Raw genomic sequence first — 18,850 nt, 5'->3', positions numbered from 1 at the left:
TTTTATTTCTTTTTAGCAGCTGTTTTTTTAGCTGGGGCTTTTTTAGTTGTTGTTGCTTTTTTTGCCGGTGTTTTCTTTGCCGGTGTTTTTTTGGCGATCATTTCCTGAACTTCTTCCAGTGTCAGCTTGGTAGCATCAACATCTTTACTCAATTCAATTTTGATCTTACCTTTTGTAATCACCGAACGTCCCCAACGAGCTTTTTCAACCAAAATCCCTTCGTCCTCCCAATTATGGAGTACTTTATCTATATTTTTCTGCAACTTATCTTCAATCAGTTCTTCAACTTCCTGTTGTGATAAATTATCGAAATTATATTTTTTACTTACATTGATAAAAATACCGTTCCATTTGATGAAAGGACCAAAACGTCCCACACCTTTCTGAACCGATTCTCCTTTATAAACAGCAATTGGCGCATCTGCAAGTGCTTTTTCGTCAATCAGTTCCTGTGCTCTTTCTTTAGACAAACTTAAAGGATCTTCTCCTCTTGGCAAAGAAATAAAAACACTTCCGTGACGTACGTAAGGACCATAACGTCCATTACTTACCTCTACTTCTTCTCCTTTATATTCGCCTAAACTCTTTGGCAATAAAAATAGATTAAGGGCATCTTCCAGTGTAATATTACCGATATTCTGATCCGACATCAGGCTGGCGAATTTTTTATCTTCGTCATCTGCTTCTCCAATCTGAGCCATTGGTCCAAATTTTCCCAAACGAACAGAAACCTGTCTTCCGTCAGCATCTTTTCCTAAGATTCTTTCACCGCTTTCACGCTCCGCATTTGCTTCCACTTCTTTTACATTCGGGTGGAATTTATCGTAGAACTCCTGCATCATGGTGGCCCAGTCAATATTTCCTTCTGCAATTTCATCAAAATCCTGCTCTACTTTTGCTGTAAAATTATAATCAAGGATGTTTCCGAAATTCTTAACCAGGAAGTCTGTTACAATAGTACCGATATCTGTCGGAACCAATTTCCCTTTATCAGAACCTGTATTTTCTTTTAACAGCTTTTCTCCAACTTTACTGTTTTGCAAAGTAAGTTGTGTATAATTGCGTTCCTGACCTTCAAGGGTTCCTTTTTCAACATAATTTCTGTTGATGATCGTCGAAATAGTTGGTGCATACGTAGACGGGCGTCCAATTCCTAATTCTTCTAATTTTTTTACCAGGGAAGCTTCTGTATAACGTGCCGGTGGTCTTGAATATCTTTCGGTAGCCGTAATATAATTATTGGCTAATTTTTCATTTACTTTTAATGCCGGAAGCATACCTTCCTGCTCTTCCTCGTCATCATCATGCCCTTCTAAGTATACTTTTAAGAAACCTTCAAAAAGTAAAACTTCTCCGGAAGCAGTAAAAATTTCACCGTGATTATTTGCTTCAATTTTTACATTTGTTCTTTCCAGTTGTGCATCGCTCATTTGAGACGCCAGTGTTCTTTTCCAGATCAAATCGTACAAACGTGCCTGGTCACGATCAATATTAACCGTGTGACGTGACATATCTGTGGGACGAATAGCCTCGTGAGCTTCTTGCGCTCCCTTACTTTTAGTTGTAAAAGTTCGGGGTTTCGAAAACTCTTTTCCGTATGATTTTATAATTTCAGCTTCTGCAGCATCCATAGCATCTTTAGAAAGGTTTACACTATCCGTTCTCATATACGTAATAAGTCCGGCTTCGTACAAACGCTGCGCTAACTGCATGGTGATTCCAACCGGCAAATACAATTTTCTGGCCGCTTCCTGTTGTAAAGTCGACGTTGTAAAAGGTGCTGTTGGAGATTTTTTGGTAGGTTTGGTTTCTAAATCAGATACCTTATATAGAGAACCGATATTTTGTTTTAAGAAATCTTCGGCTTCTTTTTTTGTATTAAAGTTTTTAGGCAATTTTGCTTTGAATGCTTTTCCGGCCTCATTAACAAATTCCGCAACAACCGAATAACTCGCAACGGCGTTGAAATTCTGAATTTCGCGTTCTCTTTCCACAATTAAACGAACGGAAACAGACTGCACACGACCGGCAGACAAACCGCCTTTAATTTTTCTCCATAAAACCGGAGATAATTCATAACCCACTAAACGGTCTAAAACACGACGCGCCTGCTGGGCATTTACTAAATTATAATCGATTTCTCTTGGATTATCAATTGCTTTAAGAATGGCACTTTTAGTAATTTCGTGAAAAACAATTCTTTTGGTTTTTTTAGTATCCAGTTTTAATTCTTCCGCCAGGTGCCATGAAATAGCTTCCCCCTCGCGGTCCTCATCACTCGCCAGCCAAACCATTTCGGCATTTTTAGATAGTGTTTTTAGTTTACTTACTAAGGCTTTTTTATCCGGGGAAACTTCATATTTAGGTTTAAATCCATTTTCAACATCTACTCCTATTTCTTTTGACGGTAAATCGGCTATGTGCCCGTAACTCGACTCTACCTGAAAATCACTTCCTAGAAATTTCTCTATCGTTTTCGCCTTTGCAGGTGATTCCACTATTACTAAATTCTTTGCCATTGCTCTATTTTTCTGCAACAAAAGTATCTATTTTTTTTAAATATCAACCTTCTCTGTTCATTTTTGAAGTATTTTAATAATATGTTTCTAAAAATTACAGATTTATCTGTAAACGTATCGATTATATATATAGGTATAACTTTTAAAGGTTTACACCCCGGAAATATGCTTTTTTTTAATACTTAAAATCGTATAAGTACAAAATACTCCTCTACTTTAGAACTGCATAAGGACCAAAAAATAGTTCGTAAAAAAGAAAAGTGCTTTACAAATCGGAAGTCCGGACACTACAATTCGAACTTAAAAATCTATCAACATTTCTGAAAACATTGTTAATTCTTTATCTGACATCTTGTCATCTTTATCGGTTTTGCGTTATCTTTGCACTTTGAAATTACGCAATGGAAAAGATTATTGAAGAAAGTAAGCAGGGCGAAAATCTTGTTTTAGAAAATAAACCTGAGAATACTAAAAAGCTTTTTATAGAAAGTTACGGCTGTGCGATGAATTTTTCGGACAGTGAAGTGGTAGCTTCCATTTTATATGAAGGCGGGTACAATACGACTTCGGTTTTGGAAGAAGCCGATCTGGTTCTGGTAAATACCTGTTCCATCCGCGACAAGGCCGAACAAACCATTCGTAAGCGTCTGGAAAAATATAATGCCGTAAAGCGCATTAACCCGAAAATGAAAGTGGGCGTTTTGGGCTGTATGGCCGAACGTTTGAAAAGTCAGTTTCTGGAAGAAGAAAAAATAGTTGATCTTGTGGTAGGCCCCGATGCCTACAAAGATTTACCTAATCTGTTGGCGGAAGTGGAAGAAGGCCGTGACGCCATTAATGTAATTTTATCGAAGGAGGAAACGTACGGAGATATTTCGCCTGTTCGTTTAATGAGCAACGGAATTACTGCTTTGGTTTCCATCACCCGTGGCTGTGATAATATGTGCACGTTCTGCGTTGTGCCTTTTACACGGGGTCGTGAACGTAGCCGTGAGCCACAAAGTATCATGAAGGAAATTCAGGATTTATGGGACAAAGGTTTTAAAGAAATTACCTTATTAGGGCAAAACGTTGACAGTTACCTTTGGTATGGAGGCGGACTGAAAAAAGATTTTGTCAATGCTTCCGACATTCAAAAAGCAACGGCTGTTGATTTTGATCAGTTGCTTGAAATGGTTGCGGTTGGTTTTCCTAAAATGCGTATCCGGTTTTCGACTTCTAATCCGCAGGATATGCACGAGAGCATCTTGCATGTTATTGCGAAATATCCGAATATCTGTAAACATATCCACTTGCCTGTTCAGTCCGGAAGTGACCGCATTTTAAAAGAAATGAATCGTCTGCACACGCGTGAAGAATACATGACGCTGATTGATAAAATCAGGTCTATTATTCCGAATGCATCGATTTCACAAGATATGATTGCCGGTTTCCCTACAGAAACAGAACAGGATCACCAGGATACCATGAGTCTGATGGAATATGTAAAATATAATTTCGGTTATATGTACTCGTATTCAGAACGTCCGGGAACTCTGGCCGGAAGAAAAATGGAAGATGATGTTCCGGAAGAAACCAAAGCCAGAAGATTGCAGGAAATCGTAGACTTACAACAAAAACACGCCTGGTTCAGAAGCGAAGAGTTTGTAGGCCAAACGGTTGAAGTTTTAGTCGAAAAAGTATCTAAAAAATCAACCGAAGAATTCTCCGGAAGAAATTCCCAAAGTATTACGGTAGTCTTCCCAAAGGAAAATTATAAAATTGGAGATTTCGTAAATGTAAAAATCACAAGCTGCACCAGCGGCACTTTAAAAGGAGAAGCGATTGGATATTCTGAGATGAATTAAAAAAGAGGTCTGCCACGAATTACACTAATTTGCACTAATTTTCTTTCAATAATTATTAATTCAATAAGTTTGCGTAAAAAACAGATTATGGAATTATATAGAAAAGAGGAGTATTTTAAAATAGTTGGCATCTGTATGGAAGTTCATAGAATACTGGGAGGAGGCCTTCTTGAAATTGTTTATAAGGATGCTTTAGAATATGAATTCAAAAAGCATAATATTCCTTTTCAACGTGAAAAAGAATATGACATTAGATATAAAGATATTGTTTTAGCACATAAATTTTATGCAGATTTTGTAGTTTACGATGAAATTATTTTAGAAGTAAAAGCATCAAGAGAGATCGTAGATGAACATACCGCTCAAACTATTAATTATTTAAGACTTGCAGATAGTGACTTAGGAATTATTGTTAACTTTAATAAAAAGTCATTACAACATAAAAGAGTTATTCATTAACCTGATTTCAAAAATTCGTGGAATTCGTGAAATTCGTGGCAAAAGATAAAAAACATACATGGAAACAGTTCAGGCAATAAAACAACGTTTTGAGATTATCGGGAATGATCCGAAATTAAACCGCGCCATAGAAAAAGCCATTCAGGTTGCTCCTACTGATATTTCGGTAATGGTAACCGGGGAAAGTGGTGTGGGTAAAGAAAATATTCCGAGGATCATCCATTCCCTTTCACACCGAAAGCATGGTAAATATATTGCCGTAAACTGCGGAGCCATTCCGGAAGGAACAATTGACAGTGAGCTTTTTGGTCATGAAAAAGGCGCTTTTACCGGTGCAACAAGTACCCGTGAAGGTTATTTTGAAGTGGCTGACGGCGGAACTATTTTCCTGGATGAAGTGGGTGAATTGCCTTTAACCACTCAGGTTCGTTTACTCCGTGTTCTTGAAAACGGAGAATTTATAAAAGTAGGTTCGTCTCAGGTTCAGAAAACAAATGTGAGAATCGTAGCCGCAACCAATGTCAATTTATTCAATGCCATCGAAAAAGGAAAATTCCGTGAGGATTTATACTATCGTCTGACTACCGTAGAAATTACATTACCACCGTTACGCGAAAGAAACGAAGACATTCATTTGTTGTTTCGCAAGTTTGTGGCCGATTTTGCACACAAATATAAAATGCCGCCTTTAAGACTGGACGACAATGCAGTGCAGCTTCTGCAAAAATTCAGATGGAACGGTAATATTCGTCAGCTGCGAAATGTAGCTGAACAAATTTCGGTTTTAGAAACCAACCGTGATATTTCCCTGGCAACCTTACAATCTTATTTACCAACTGAAGGGAGCAGTTTGCCTTCTGTTATTAGTGATAAGAAAAAAGAAAGTGATTTCAGTACCGAAAGAGACATCTTGTATAAAGTGCTTTTTGACATGAAAAGCGACCTGAACGATTTGAAAAAACTCACTTTGGAACTAATGAAAAACGGATCTGCAAAAGTGCAGGATATCAATCCTAACCTGATTCAGAAAATATACGGTTCACAGGAAAATGACAGCGAAATAGATTTTGAAGAAGAACCAAGAACAGCTGTCATGACCCCGGCGACACGCGAAGACAATTATCACATACAGCAGGATGACAATAATTATCTGGACGCCGAAACAATCGAGGAAGAAGAAATTTTACGTCTGGAACAAAAAGAAATCGAAATGATCAAAAAATCATTAGAAAAAAACAAAGGAAAACGTAAAGCAGCTGCCGATGAGCTAGGGATTTCAGAACGAACTTTATATCGAAAAATTAAACAATTTGATCTGTAAATAGAAAATTCCAATTTTTTAAATTCCAAATTCCAACTGTGTGGAAATAAATTCCAAATTGCTCTCCCAGTTCGCTAACGCTCCGGGTTCAAATTAGTATATTTGAAAAAAAAAAAAAAAATGTACCTAAGTCCAACACCAGAGAATTGCAACGCAATTCTTAAAATTGGAATTTGGAATTTAAAAAATTGGAATTTTCACCAAAACATCTTATGAAAAAAATATATTCTTTACTAGCCTTAATAAGCCTCTTTATGTTAAGCGGCTGTTCTGTTTATAATTTTACCGGAACAGGGAAAATTGATGCAAAAACGTTTCAGGTCAACTTTTTCCAGAACAATGCGGATTTGATTGAACCGGGAATTGACAGGGATTTTACGTTGGCTTTGCAGGATTTAATTCAGAATCAGACGAATCTAAACTTAGTCAGCAATGGCGGGGATTTGGTGTATGAAGGAGAAATTGTAGACTACAGAACAACTCCAATGACAGCAACTGCAGATCAGCAGGCGGCTCAGAACCGTTTAACGATCCGTATTAATGTGAGATTTACCAATAAGAAAAAGGAATCTGATGATTTCGAAAAAACATTTGAATTCTACAAAGATTATCCGGGAACACAACAACTTGTAGGCTCTTCCCTGAATGCTGCCATTAAAGAAATTTATGACAGAATCACCCAGGATATTTTTAACGACTCATTAGCTAAATGGTAAAAATGTTGATTTGTTGAATCGGTTAATCGTTAAATCGGTTCGCTAACGATTTAACAATGAATGAATAAACGATTAAACAAACAAAAATGAATGTAACTGATTATACACACCTAATAAACAAACCCGATGCTATTACGGAAAAGCAAACGGAAGCATTAGGCAATGTTCTGAATGAATTTCCCTATTTTCAAAGTGCAAGGGCATTGCGATTGAAAGGGCTTTACAATCAGAACAGTTTTAAGTATAATTATGCTTTAAAAGTTACTGCAGCGCATACTACAGATCGTTCTGTATTGTTTGACTTTATTACTTCCGAGACTTTTGTTTCTATTCAGAACGAATATTACGATCAGAAACTCAAAGATCTTTTGAATATTACGGTTTTTGAAAGTGAAATCGTTTTACCGGAAATCCGGAAAGTTCCCGAAATAAGAATTGATCCGATTGAACAATCGATTTTGTCATCTATAAGGGAAGCCACAACAGTAGTTTTTGAAGAACCTAAAAAAGCGGAAGAAAAACCGGTTGATATTGTTGTTGAACAGCCTGTTCTGACTCCGGTAAAAGAAGAAGCTCCAGTTGTAATTGAAAAAACAATCGCAATCGAAGAAATCACTTTAGATTCTTTTGTCGAAAATTTCACTCCGGCTGTCAAAGAAGAAACTCCAATTGTTACTGAAGAGCCAATAGTAGTAAAAGAAGTTACCATTGATTCTTTTGTGGAGCCTGTTTCCGCTTCTGCAGAAGAAACTCCAATCAATACAGAAGAACCGGTTATAGCTGAAGAAATCACGATTACTTCTTTGATTGAACAGCCTGTTTCAACTTCTGAAGAAGAAGAAACTCCAATTGTTACTGAAGAACCAATTATAGTTGAAGAGATCACCATTGATTCTTTCGTGGAACAGCCTGTATCTAATTTTGCTACGGAAGAAACTCCAACTGGTACCGAAGCACCAATTATAGTTGTTGAAGAGATCACTATTGATTCTTTTGTTGAGCAGCCTGCTTCCACTTCTGAAAAAGAAGAAGAAATTCTAATTAGTACTGAGGAACCGATTACCGTTCAGGAAACAGAAAAAATTCCTGAAATCCGTGTTGAACCTATTGAAGAATCAGTCTATAATGCTGTAAAAGAAGCTACAACAGTTGTTTTTGAAGATTTAAAAGAAACTGAGGTTGCTGAAACGGTAAAAAATGCCGAAGAAAATCTGGAAATCGGAAAACCTCTGGATTTTTCTGCCAATGAAAAACATTCTTTTCAGGAATGGCTGCAATTAGCCCGAACAGAACCAATTGACAGAACAAAAGAAGGTCCGGCAGAACAAACAGCAACACTAAAAGAAGCCGAAAAAACTCCGGAGCCTATAACTGAACCTGTTGCTGAAAGACAAGAAACAGAGTCAATTGAAGAAGAGAAAAAGAAAAAAGCGGAGATTATCAATAAATTTATTGAAACGAATCCAAAAATTCCGCCTATAAAACCCACTGCAATTGTTCCAACGGTGATGCTTGACCCCAATAAAAACGAGGACAATTCGTATTTAATGACCGAAACTCTGGCCAGGGTATATCTGGAGCAAAAAAAATATACAAAAGCGATACAAGCTTATGAAATATTAATTTTGAAATATCCAGAAAAAATTAGTTTCTTTGCAGACCGTATTTCGGATATAAAGATTTTACAACAAAATAACAATAATAATTAAACAATGAGCACATTTTCAATTTTTTTAGTTTTAATCACAATAGTTTGCTTTCTATTGATCGTAGTAATCATGGTTCAAAACCCTAAAGGAGGCGGATTGTCTTCTACTATCAGCGGAACTCAAATGTTAGGTGGAGTACAAAAAACAACAGACTTTTTAGATAAAAGTACCTGGACGTTGGCCACTATCCTTATTGCATTAATCTTACTTTCAAGCTTAAGCTTTACGGGATCGTTAAGTGATACTGAATCTAAACTTATTGAAAAAACCGAAGCACCTGCTACAACACCTGCCGCTCCGGCACAAGGAACTCCTGCTCCGGCAGCTCCAGCAGCAAAATAATATTTCTGATATAAAATTAAGATGCCAGCCTGTCAAAGCTGGCATTTTTTTTAAGAAAAAATGTCAGTTTTTTGAGCATGGCACAATTTCTGAAAGCTTACTGAACATTAAAAAAAATATAACCTAATATAAAATAAAATTATGGCTTTAAATATTAAACCGCTTTCAGACCGCGTACTTATTGAGCCTGTAGCAGCTGAAACCAAAACTGCTTCAGGAATTTTCATTCCGGACACTGCCAAAGAGAAACCACAAAAAGGAACTGTAGTAGCTGTAGGAAATGGATCTAAAGATCACACCATGACCGTTAAAGTTGGTGATACTGTTCTATACGGTAAATATGCAGGAACAGAATTGAAACTGGAAGGAACTGATTATTTGATCATGCGTGAAGATGATATCTTAGCGATAATCTAAAAATAATAAGTATTAAGTTTCTAAGTACTAAGAATTAAGACTTGGAACTTGAAACAAACCAAACATTAAACAAAAATTAAAAAAATGGCAAAAGATATAAAATTTGATATTGAAGCACGTGACGGATTAAAACGTGGTGTTGATGCATTGGCAAATGCTGTAAAAGTAACTCTTGGACCAAAAGGTCGTAACGTAATTATCGGAAAATCATTTGGTGGACCAACAGTTACTAAAGATGGAGTTTCGGTTGCAAAAGAAATCGAATTAAAAGACCCGTTAGAAAACATGGGCGCGCAAATGGTTAAGGAAGTTGCTTCTAAAACCAATGATTTAGCAGGAGACGGAACTACAACTGCTACAGTTTTAGCTCAGGCGATTGTAAAAGAAGGTTTGAAAAACGTTGCTGCAGGGGCAAATCCGATGGATTTGAAACGTGGTATTGATAAAGCCGTTGAAGCTATCGTTGCCGATTTGGCAAAACAAGCTAAAGTAGTGGGAAGCGATTCTGATAAAATCAAACAAATTGCTTCTATTTCTGCAAACAATGACGAAGTTATTGGTGATTTGATCGCTACAGCTTTTGCTAAAGTGGGTAAAGAAGGGGTAATTACTGTTGAAGAGGCTAAAGGAACAGATACTTACGTTGATGTTGTTGAAGGAATGCAGTTTGACAGAGGATACCTTTCTCCTTATTTCGTTACAAATCCAGAAAAAATGGAAGTTGAATTAGACTCTCCATACATCTTATTATACGACAAAAAAGTATCTTCTTTAAAAGAATTATTACCTGTTTTAGAGCCGGTTGCACAATCAGGAAAACCGTTATTGATTATTGCTGAAGATGTTGACGGAGAAGCGCTGTCTACTCTTGTAGTAAATAAATTAAGAGGTGCTCTTAAAATTGCTGCTGTAAAAGCTCCTGGTTTTGGAGACAGAAGAAAAGCAATGCTGGAAGATATCGCTATTTTAACTGGTGGAACCGTAATTTCTGAAGAAAGAGGTTATACACTTGAAAACACTACTATCGAGATGTTAGGAACTGCAAAAAGAGTTTCTATCGATAAAGACAACACTACAATTGTAAGTGGTGCTGGTGAAGCTGATATCATCAAAAACAGAGTGAACCAAATTAAAGGTCAGATGGAAACTACTACCTCTGATTATGATAAAGAAAAATTGCAGGAGCGTTTGGCTAAATTAGCCGGTGGTGTTGCTGTTCTTTATGTTGGTGCTGCTTCTGAAGTGGAAATGAAAGAGAAAAAAGACAGAGTTGACGATGCTTTACACGCAACCCGTGCTGCTGTTGAAGAAGGAATCGTTGCTGGTGGTGGTGTAGCCTTATTAAGAGCTAAAGGTGCTTTAGCAGACCTTAAAGCTGACAACGCTGACGAGGCTACAGGTATTCAGATTGTATCCCGTGCTGTTGAATCTCCATTAAGAACTATCGTTGAAAATGCAGGTCTTGAAGGTTCTGTAGTCGTAGCGAAAGTTTCTGAAGGTTCAGGTGATTTTGGATACAATGCTAAAACTGACGAATATGTAGACATGCTAAAAGCAGGAATTATCGATCCTAAGAAAGTAACCCGTGTAGCGTTAGAAAATGCTGCCTCTGTTGCAGGAATGATCTTAACTACAGAGTGTGCCTTAATTGATATCAAAGAAGAAAACGGAGGCGGAATGCCAATGGGTGGCGGTATGCCGGGAATGATGTAATCGTTCTTCACTTCTTACTTTATAAAACGCCAAGCGGAGATTTCTGTTTGGCGTTTTTTCATTAGTTGCAGTCTCGGTCTCAGTCTCAGTCTCGGTCTCGGTCTCGGTCTCGGTCTCAGTCGCAGTCGCAGTCGCAGTAATTATTTACAAAAACTTAATGATTGTAAACTGCGACTGGGACTATAAACTGCGACTATTTAAATATCTTTGTAGTTCTATTAAAATTACAAAATGAGACAATTCACTACTCACCTGTTCCTTTTTACATTCTTACTTCTTACTACTTTTTCACATGCCCAGACCAATAAAGATACTTACGTAGTCTTAGTTTCTATGGACGGGTTTCGCTGGGATTATGGGAAGCAATTTAATCTTCCGAATTTAAAACAAATAGCCAAAGAAGGCGTTCATGCAAAGTCAATGCGGCCTTCTTACCCCACTAAAACATTCCCCAATCATTATTCTATTGTAACAGGACTTTATCCGGATCATCATGGCATCATTAATAATGCTTTTTATGATGCTCAGCTAAATGAGTCTTTCTCCTTATCATCGAATGCCAAAAATGATTCCCGTTTTTATGGTGGGAATTCAATATGGAATGTGGCCGAAGAACAAGGCGTCAAAACGGCTTCTTTTTTCTGGCCGGGATCAGATACCGATCAAAAAAGGCCGGGTCTTTACAAGAAGTACGACGATAAAGTATCTTACGAAACCAGAATCGATACCGTACTAAAATGGCTGGAGCTTCCCGAAAAACAGCGTCCCCATCTGATTACTTTATACTTTGATGAACCCGATCACACCGGACACAATTTTGGCCCGCTTTCTCCGGAAAATAAAAAGATGGCTATTAAAATGGATTCTATCATGGGACAATTGTCTGCCAAGCTGGATCGATTGCCTATCGGGAAACAAATCAATTTAATCATCGTTTCCGATCACGGAATGGCAGCTATCAGCAATGACAAAAAAGTGGTCCTTTTAGAGTATCTAAAACCCGAATGGTTGGGATACAAAACCGTTATTAATCCGATTATGAGTTTACAGGCCAAACCGGGCTATCAGGATTCCATTGCAGCAGCTTTAAAGAAAATACCGCACATTAAATTCTGGAGAGCCGGAAAATTGCCCAAAAGATTACACTATGGTACGAATCCGCGGGTGCATGATTTTGTTATTGAAGCCGAAAAAGGATATAGTTTAGTAAATGATAAAGACCAAAAGATAAAAGGAGGAACGCACGGTTACGACAATAAAAACAAAGACATGCAGGCTATTTTTTACGCAAAAGGCCCGGCTTTTAAAGTGAATAAGCAAGTCAGATCCTTTCAGAACGTTTCGGTTTATCCTTTAATAGCCCATATCTTAGGATTAAAAATCGATGAAGTGGACGGAAAGTTCAGCGAAGTGGAGGGGTTAATAAGATAATTGGTCAATTAGATAATGAGATAATGTTTAAAATTTTCTAATTGACTCATTATCTAATTCTTTAATTGACTACTTTATACGTCGGATCCTCAATAACATTTACTTTAATAACTGCTTCGGCATTTTTGAGTAACAGGATACAGTCAGGACTTAAATGCGTCAGTTCGACCGTTTTGTTTAACTGACTGTATTTTTTGGTCAGATTATTCAAGGCTTCAATCGCGGACATATCGGCGATACGGCTTTCTTTAAAATCAATAATCACATGATTGGGATCATTCCCGATATCGAATTTTTCCATAAAGGCAGCTATAGAACCAAAAAATAGAGGACCATAAATTTCATAGTGTTTTACTCCTTCTTCGTCTGTAAAATGTTTTGCCCGGATTCTTTTGGCACTTTCCCAGGCAAAAACCAATGCCGAAATAATAACTCCAATTAAAACCGCCAAAGCCAGATTGTGCAGCAGAATGGTGATCAAGGCAACCAATATTCCAACAAAAATATCGTGTTTGGGCATTTTGTTTATAATCCTGAAACTGGCCCATTCGAAAGTCGTTATTGCCACCATCATCATCACTCCAACCAAAGCCGCCATGGGTAACTTTCCGATTACCGGAGCTCCAAAAAGTATGATTATCAAAATGGTCAGTGCCGCGATTATTCCCGAAAGCCGGGCTCTCGAACCTGCCGAAAGATTGACCAGGGTCTGTGCAATCATCGGGCAGCCTCCCATGCCGAAGAAAAAACCGTTTAAGATATTCGAACTTCCCTGAGCAATACATTCGCGATTGCTGTTTCCGCGGGTTCCGGTAATTTCATCCACCAGGTTTAAGGTCAGCAAACCCTCTGTTAAACCAACAGCTGCAACGATTACCGAATAGGGAAATATTATTTTAAGCGTATCAAAAGAAAAAGGAATATTGGGAATATGAAAAGGAGGAAACCCACCCTGAACAGAAGCAATATCTTCTACTGTTTTGGTATCGATATGAAACAAAAGCACAATAGCGAAAACCACCATTATGGCCACCAGAGAAGCCGGAACTGTCTTAGTGATTTTAGGAAAAAGAAGAACAATGCTCACCGTTAAAGCGACCAAACCAAGCATAATGTACAGCGGTGTTCCCTGCAACCAGGAAACCTGTCCGTTTACAACTGTTTTGAATTGCTCCAATTGCGACATAAAAATAACCACCGCAAGTCCGTTTACAAAACCAAACATGACGGGCTGCGGTACCAGTCTGATAAATTTTCCGAGTTTAAAAAGCCCGATACAGATTTGTACCACACCACCGAGTGCGACGGCTGCAAAAACATATTCGATACCGTGCGATTTCATCAGGGCGATCAGAACAATTACTGTTGCTCCTGCCCCGCCTGAAATCATTCCGGGCCTGCCGCCAAAAATAGCTGTAACCAACCCTGCAATAAATGCAGCGTACAAACCAACCAGAGGAGGAAAACCAGCCAGAATGGCGAACGACAATGATTCGGGAATCATCGTCATGGCTACAGTTAGCCCCGCTAAAATTTCATTTTTATAATTAACCTTTTGCGAAAAGTCAAAGAGGGAGTATGCTTTTTTCATAAGAGCACAAATTTAAAAAATTATGTGCATAAACAGAAGAAACCTTTCCAATACTGAAAAAAGCCTGAAAAATTATTATCATGAAGGAATAGTTTTTTTTAAAACTGATTCAGTAACAACACTACAACGGAAAGAATAAAACTAAACATAGAACCTTTTATTAAAAGCCTTTTTGGGCTTGGATGTAACTTATTGTGAAGAAATTATAGCCTCAAAAATAGCATTAATCTTTTAAATAAAAAACGGGTATTTTCCCCTGATTTTCATAAGGAAAAACAGCCCCGAAATACCGAAAATATTTATTCTAAAGGCACACAGATATAACCCAGGCAATTGACATAATCGATTATATTTTCGGGTTCTAATGCAACGCCCTCAACTCTCAGGATTTTGTCGCAATCCTCCAGGTCAAAATTTACTTTATAATCGGGAAACTGAGTCTGGATAACTGCAATAATGTAATTTTTGTCCAGCTCTCTCTGAACATTTGTTTTAAAAACCTCAACTACCATAATGATTTATTTTAAGTAATAAAAAAACAGGAATTCTAATTTTCTAAAAAGGATTATAGGATATTCCGAATCTGAAATACCCCTGGGTGTCTTCTTTATGATCGTAAACATATCTATTGGTTCGTTCTCCTTTTTCGGTAATTCTTGTGCTTAAAACATTATTCACGCCGCCTTTTATCATACCGATTACCTTTGGTGAAATGTGATATTCATAGGTAATACCGGATTTTAATTCGAGTTGGTTTAACTCATAAATCCCTTGTAAGTTAGAGGTGTTTAAATTTAAGTAGATATTTTCCGAGTTTAATTCCGTTCCTAAGGAGATTCTTCCATTTTCCAAAAGTTCCCTTCTGAACAGCAAACGCTGCGGAAGAATAAAGTCAACATCCCATTTCGAATTTTCGAACTTATGGTTATACGTAAAAAGCGGTGTAACCGGAATAATCGCAGAAGGATCTAACATGGCCAGAGCCCCGATTGTTATTGTCGTACTGGCCGTTCTTTTAAGCACTACAGTGGCCGTTACAAAACCTTTTAGACGCTGCACATTTTCCTGGTTTCCGTCTACCGTAGCGGTTGCGTTATAAATAACGGGTTTCTTAAAAAGTGTTGACATATAAGTTGCACTCACTGCCGCTGCCAGATAATGAAAATCCTCCTGATTTCGGGTATAAGATGTAGCTGTATTATAATTGTAAATAGTTCCGAAATTGTAAGTTTCATATTTATAACGCAGTGAAGCCGTTAAAATAAACCGCTTCGAATCAGACACGTAAAACGGCATATTGAATGCGGCTTTTAACCGGCTATGGTTTTCAATTCTGCCTCTTTCCAAATCATTTCCAAAAAGCTCCGAATCATAATTCGTTGGGCCTAACTGGTCGTATTGCACATCAAAAGTCCGGGTTGTCGGAAATTTATCCGTTATCGCCTTGCCGAAGGTTTTCATGCCTGGTTCTTTTTCCTGGGCCATAGTTTGCAACGCTGTACAGACGAATAGTACCGAAATGATTTTTGCTTTCATAAATTGGCGTAAATTAAATTATTACCGGAATTGATACCTGAAATCCGGAATCAAAAGTAATGGAGATACTCTTGTTATAATAACATAATTATACCAGTGGCGTATTATTTATACCAATGGCGTTCGTATAATTTTTACCAGACAAACACCTATAAACTATAATATTACCCTAATTTTGCCGTTATGACAATGCTTAAAATTTATCAGAACTTTTTCCTCCGGAACCTTATCATTAATACCATTATATTCGGGGTTATTTTAGCTTGTGTGTATGATGAAGTAAAATTTGACGGACACGACTGGACTTATATGTGCTGCAAAATTGCCATAGGCTATTTTCCGTGCATGATCTGGATTACTTGTTTTAATCTTTTTATTATAAAGCCCTTTTTGTTCGAAAAAAGAACTAAAATATTCTTTGTTCTTTTCATCCTCTACTGGGTGACTTTTTACTATTTTATGAGTTGGTACTTTCCGCTCGTGTTTTTAGGAAAATTCAAAACCCTGCCTATTATATCGCTTGTAATAAACGGAATTGCTTTTTACTTACTTCATGTGGGAATCATGAAAAAAATTTCGCAGACCGACAAGGACATTATGAATTTCAAATCCGAACTTTCGTTTTTGAAACAACAGCTCAATCCGCATTTTCTGCTGAACGCCATGAACAATCTCTACGGAGAATCACTTTCTGATCCTGATAAGGTGCCGGACAGGATACTAAACCTCTCGGACATGCTTCGCTACCAGATTGAAGCCACAAAAAAAGATTATGTTTTCCTAAACGAGGAAATTGCTTTTATTAAAAAATATATTGAATATTATACTTTTAGGAATGAAAGGCTGGTAATTACCCAAAATTTTGAAGGTGCTGTCGAAACTATTGATATTCCGCCTTTGTTCTTTTTACCTTTGGTAGAAAATGCCGTGAAATTTTCTGCAGAAATGCCGGAACCTTTTATCCATATTGATTTAAAAGTAAAATGCCAGAATTTATCTTTTACCATAAAAAACAATTACCTGGATTCCGGTACGCGACTTTCAGGCACCGGAATTGGAATTGAAAACCTGAAAAGACGCCTCGAAGTCTACGGCCTAAAACACGAACTGACCTGTAAAAAAGAAAAAAATGCTTTTAGCGTAACACTAAACATATGGCACTTACCTACCGCTGTCTTATAATAGATGACGAATCGCCGGCACACAAGGCACTCGCATCCCATATTTCGAAGTTTGACGAACTGGAACATTCCGGAAGTGCCTTCAGCGGAATGGAAGCGGTAAAAATGCTTAATGAAAACAGCTACGATATTATCTTTCTGGATATTAATATGCCCGTAATTTCGGGTGTTGAATTAATGGAGCTACAACCGAATCGCCCGCTTACGATTGTCACAACAGCTTATTCCGACTACGCCCTTTCGGCCTACCAAAATGATGCGATAGATTACCTGCTCAAACCCATTTCGCTTGATAAGTTTACCAAAGCCATCGAAAAAGCCAAAATTTACTTCTCCGGAAATACCCTTAAAAAAGAAAACACGCCAAATGAAAAAGTCCTTTCACAACGTGTAAACGGCCAAATGACCGATATTCTCCTGAGCGATATTCTTTATATCGAAAGCCTCGGCAATTATATGAAACTCTATAGTGCTAAGATCAGTCTGCCGCTAATTATTTACGGTTCACTCTCAAGCATTGCAGCAGAAATAGACAGCACTAATTTTCTTCAGGTACATCGCTCCTATATTGTAAATATCAATAAAGTTAAGGCTACGACCTTCAAAACGTTGACGATGTCTAATAATGAAATCATTCCGGTAGGAAGAAAATACCAGATTTTACTGGATAGTTTTTTTAAATAATCAACCTGGTCGATATCGTTTGGGCCTCCATTCGGAGATGACAGATTCTTATCCGCAAAATTTGTCATTTCGACGAAGGAGAAATAACACTCGTAATTCTACAAAGATTGGCGACGTTTAGGTACGGAGCTTCTCGTGTGATTTCTCCTTCGTCGAAATGACATACTATATCGAAATGACATTACAAAAAAAGCCCTGCAAATGCAGGGCTTAAAGTGTGGTATTTAGGTGCTAAAAATTTAATTCGCTTTTAAGGCTGACGCAGTACAGGCTTTCTGAATGTCCTCGTCTGAAAACGGAGATAAGGTTTCGGCTAAGGATCTGCTGGTTCTTAAACAGCTCAGCATCTTTTGCCTTAACTCGAGATTGTTGCCGTACTCTGTATCAAGCAGTAACTCGAAAATTTCCTGTAAATACAGGGGTTGTTCTTTAAAATCGCCTTCAAAACATACGTCTGAAACGAAATTGGCCACGGATGGCATTACATCATGGTGTGATGCTTTTTGATTTTCTTTTGTCATAATCGAAAATATTAAACGCACGAAACCCCCGCTTTAGATGTGACAAAATACCTAAACAGGTAGATTTAGCAGCCTTTCGGTTTAAACTACAGCATCATGGCGAGGGTTCGCTTATGTTAACTTATAAAAAGTTTCAGGATAAATCCTGTAAGGTATTTTGTCAAGGCAAACGTACAACTATAATTTTAATGAACCAAAAAAAAGATTAATACTACAAATCCTGAGCGTAAGAACCATTCTTAACCACAATATTTGTCATTTCGGCGAAGGAGAAATCTTCGTTAGAAGCTCGACAAAGTTTTTCCCACTGAAATGGAATTACTTGCGAAGATTCCTCTTTCCTCGAAATGACAGAACTGCACGACAAACAAAACTTATCCGCAATATTTGTCATTTCGACGAAGGAGAAATCTCCGTTAGAAGCTCGACAAAGTTTTATGCCCTATGAAATGGAGTTACTTGCGAAGATTTCTCGTTCCTCTAAATGACAGAACTGCACGACAAACAATACTTATCCGCAATATTTGTCATTTCGACGAAGGAGAAATCTCCGTTAGAAGCTCGACAAAGTTTTATGCCCTATGAAAATGGAGTTACTTGCGAAGATTTCTCGTTCCTCGAAATGACAGAACTGCACGACAAACAATACTTATCGGCAATATTTGTCATTTCGACGAAGGAGAAATCTCAGTTAGAAGCTCGACAAAGTTTTATACCCACTGAAATAGAATTACTTGCGAAGATTTCTCGTTCCTCGAAATGACAGAACTGCACGACAAACAATACTTATCCGCAATATTTGTCATTTCGACGAAGGAGAAATCTCCAATAGAAGCTCGACAAAGTTTTATACCCACTGAAAT

The 18,850-nt window shown here is 37.6% G+C and carries 16 protein-coding genes; 11 read left to right on the top strand and 5 right to left on the bottom strand.

Annotation, left to right across the window (positions count from 1 at the left end; genetic code table 11):
* Window positions 1-2 precede the first annotated feature (2 nt).
* The gene (gene topA / locus LPB89_RS19405; RefSeq protein WP_230703306.1) at window positions 3-2,519 is read right to left on the bottom strand and encodes a type I DNA topoisomerase; all 2,517 of its coding nucleotides are present in this window, start codon (window positions 2,517-2,519) and stop codon (window positions 3-5) included.
* A 401-nt stretch (window positions 2,520-2,920) separates the two neighbouring features.
* Here topA and miaB point away from each other — a divergent pair, with 401 nt between their 5' ends.
* The 9 genes from miaB (at window position 2,921) to LPB89_RS19360 (ending at window position 12,474) form a co-directional block, all read left to right on the top strand.
* Window positions 2,921-4,366 (top strand): tRNA (N6-isopentenyl adenosine(37)-C2)-methylthiotransferase MiaB, encoded by a 1,446-nt coding sequence (miaB, locus tag LPB89_RS19400; RefSeq protein WP_230703305.1) that lies wholly within the window; start codon window positions 2,921-2,923, stop codon window positions 4,364-4,366.
* Between the two features lie 87 nt (window positions 4,367-4,453).
* Complete coding sequence (locus LPB89_RS19395; protein WP_230703304.1) at window positions 4,454-4,825, top strand: GxxExxY protein; 372 nt, start codon at window positions 4,454-4,456, stop codon at window positions 4,823-4,825.
* Between the two features lie 58 nt (window positions 4,826-4,883).
* Window positions 4,884-6,146, top strand: coding sequence for a sigma-54-dependent Fis family transcriptional regulator (locus LPB89_RS19390; RefSeq protein ID WP_230703303.1), 1,263 nt, complete (start codon window positions 4,884-4,886; stop codon window positions 6,144-6,146).
* Window positions 6,147-6,358: 212 nt separating this feature from the next.
* A complete protein-coding gene (locus LPB89_RS19385; protein WP_230703302.1) occupies window positions 6,359-6,862 on the top strand; it encodes an LptE family protein in 504 nt (167 codons plus the stop codon).
* Between the two features lie 86 nt (window positions 6,863-6,948).
* Entirely contained in the window at window positions 6,949-8,571 is a 1,623-nt protein-coding gene (locus LPB89_RS19380) for a tetratricopeptide repeat protein (RefSeq protein WP_230703301.1), read from the top strand.
* Window positions 8,572-8,574: 3 nt separating this feature from the next.
* Window positions 8,575-8,913 (top strand): preprotein translocase subunit SecG, encoded by a 339-nt coding sequence (gene secG, locus LPB89_RS19375; RefSeq protein WP_230703300.1) that lies wholly within the window; start codon window positions 8,575-8,577, stop codon window positions 8,911-8,913.
* 141 nt (window positions 8,914-9,054) lie between these two features.
* Window positions 9,055-9,330: a co-chaperone GroES gene (groES, locus tag LPB89_RS19370; RefSeq protein ID WP_012023920.1), complete on the top strand. Its 276-nt coding sequence runs from the start codon at window positions 9,055-9,057 to the stop codon at window positions 9,328-9,330.
* A gap of 84 nt (window positions 9,331-9,414) precedes the next feature.
* Window positions 9,415-11,043 (top strand): chaperonin GroEL, encoded by a 1,629-nt coding sequence (gene groL / locus LPB89_RS19365; RefSeq protein ID WP_230703299.1) that lies wholly within the window; start codon window positions 9,415-9,417, stop codon window positions 11,041-11,043.
* Between the two features lie 231 nt (window positions 11,044-11,274).
* Window positions 11,275-12,474: an ectonucleotide pyrophosphatase/phosphodiesterase gene (locus LPB89_RS19360; protein ID WP_230703298.1), complete on the top strand. Its 1,200-nt coding sequence runs from the start codon at window positions 11,275-11,277 to the stop codon at window positions 12,472-12,474.
* A gap of 61 nt (window positions 12,475-12,535) precedes the next feature.
* On the opposite strand, the gene LPB89_RS19355 is transcribed toward LPB89_RS19360, so the two are convergent.
* The 3 genes from LPB89_RS19355 to LPB89_RS19345 all read right to left on the bottom strand — a co-directional run bounded on the left by LPB89_RS19355 (window position 12,536) and on the right by LPB89_RS19345 (window position 15,601).
* Window positions 12,536-14,065, bottom strand: coding sequence for a SulP family inorganic anion transporter (locus tag LPB89_RS19355; RefSeq protein WP_230703297.1), 1,530 nt, complete (start codon window positions 14,063-14,065; stop codon window positions 12,536-12,538).
* A 299-nt stretch (window positions 14,066-14,364) separates the two neighbouring features.
* Complete coding sequence (locus LPB89_RS19350) at window positions 14,365-14,577, bottom strand: hypothetical protein (protein WP_230703296.1); 213 nt, start codon at window positions 14,575-14,577, stop codon at window positions 14,365-14,367.
* Window positions 14,578-14,620: 43 nt separating this feature from the next.
* Window positions 14,621-15,601: a DUF6268 family outer membrane beta-barrel protein gene (locus LPB89_RS19345; RefSeq protein ID WP_230703295.1), complete on the bottom strand. Its 981-nt coding sequence runs from the start codon at window positions 15,599-15,601 to the stop codon at window positions 14,621-14,623.
* Between the two features lie 183 nt (window positions 15,602-15,784).
* Here LPB89_RS19345 and LPB89_RS19340 point away from each other — a divergent pair, with 183 nt between their 5' ends.
* Together LPB89_RS19340 and LPB89_RS19335 are read left to right on the top strand one after the other, a co-directional pair.
* Window positions 15,785-16,783: a sensor histidine kinase gene (locus tag LPB89_RS19340; RefSeq protein WP_230703294.1), complete on the top strand. Its 999-nt coding sequence runs from the start codon at window positions 15,785-15,787 to the stop codon at window positions 16,781-16,783.
* Window positions 16,756-17,466 carry a LytTR family DNA-binding domain-containing protein gene (locus LPB89_RS19335; RefSeq protein ID WP_230703293.1) on the top strand — a complete coding sequence of 237 codons (711 nt, stop codon included), beginning with the start codon at window positions 16,756-16,758 and terminating at the stop codon, window positions 17,464-17,466. The genes LPB89_RS19340 and LPB89_RS19335 overlap by 28 nt, the downstream gene beginning before the upstream one ends.
* 239 nt (window positions 17,467-17,705) lie before the next feature.
* Here LPB89_RS19335 and LPB89_RS19330 read toward each other — a convergent pair whose 3' ends face one another.
* Window positions 17,706-17,987 (bottom strand): hypothetical protein, encoded by a 282-nt coding sequence (locus tag LPB89_RS19330; protein WP_230703292.1) that lies wholly within the window; start codon window positions 17,985-17,987, stop codon window positions 17,706-17,708.
* Window positions 17,988-18,850: the final 863 nt, after the last annotated feature.

It is taken from the genome of Flavobacterium sp. ENC (genome assembly GCF_020991415.1).
Taxonomy (GTDB): Bacteria; Bacteroidota; Bacteroidia; order Flavobacteriales; family Flavobacteriaceae; genus Flavobacterium.
Note: the sequence above shows the minus strand (reverse complement) of the source record. Positions and strands in the feature narration are given on the sequence as shown.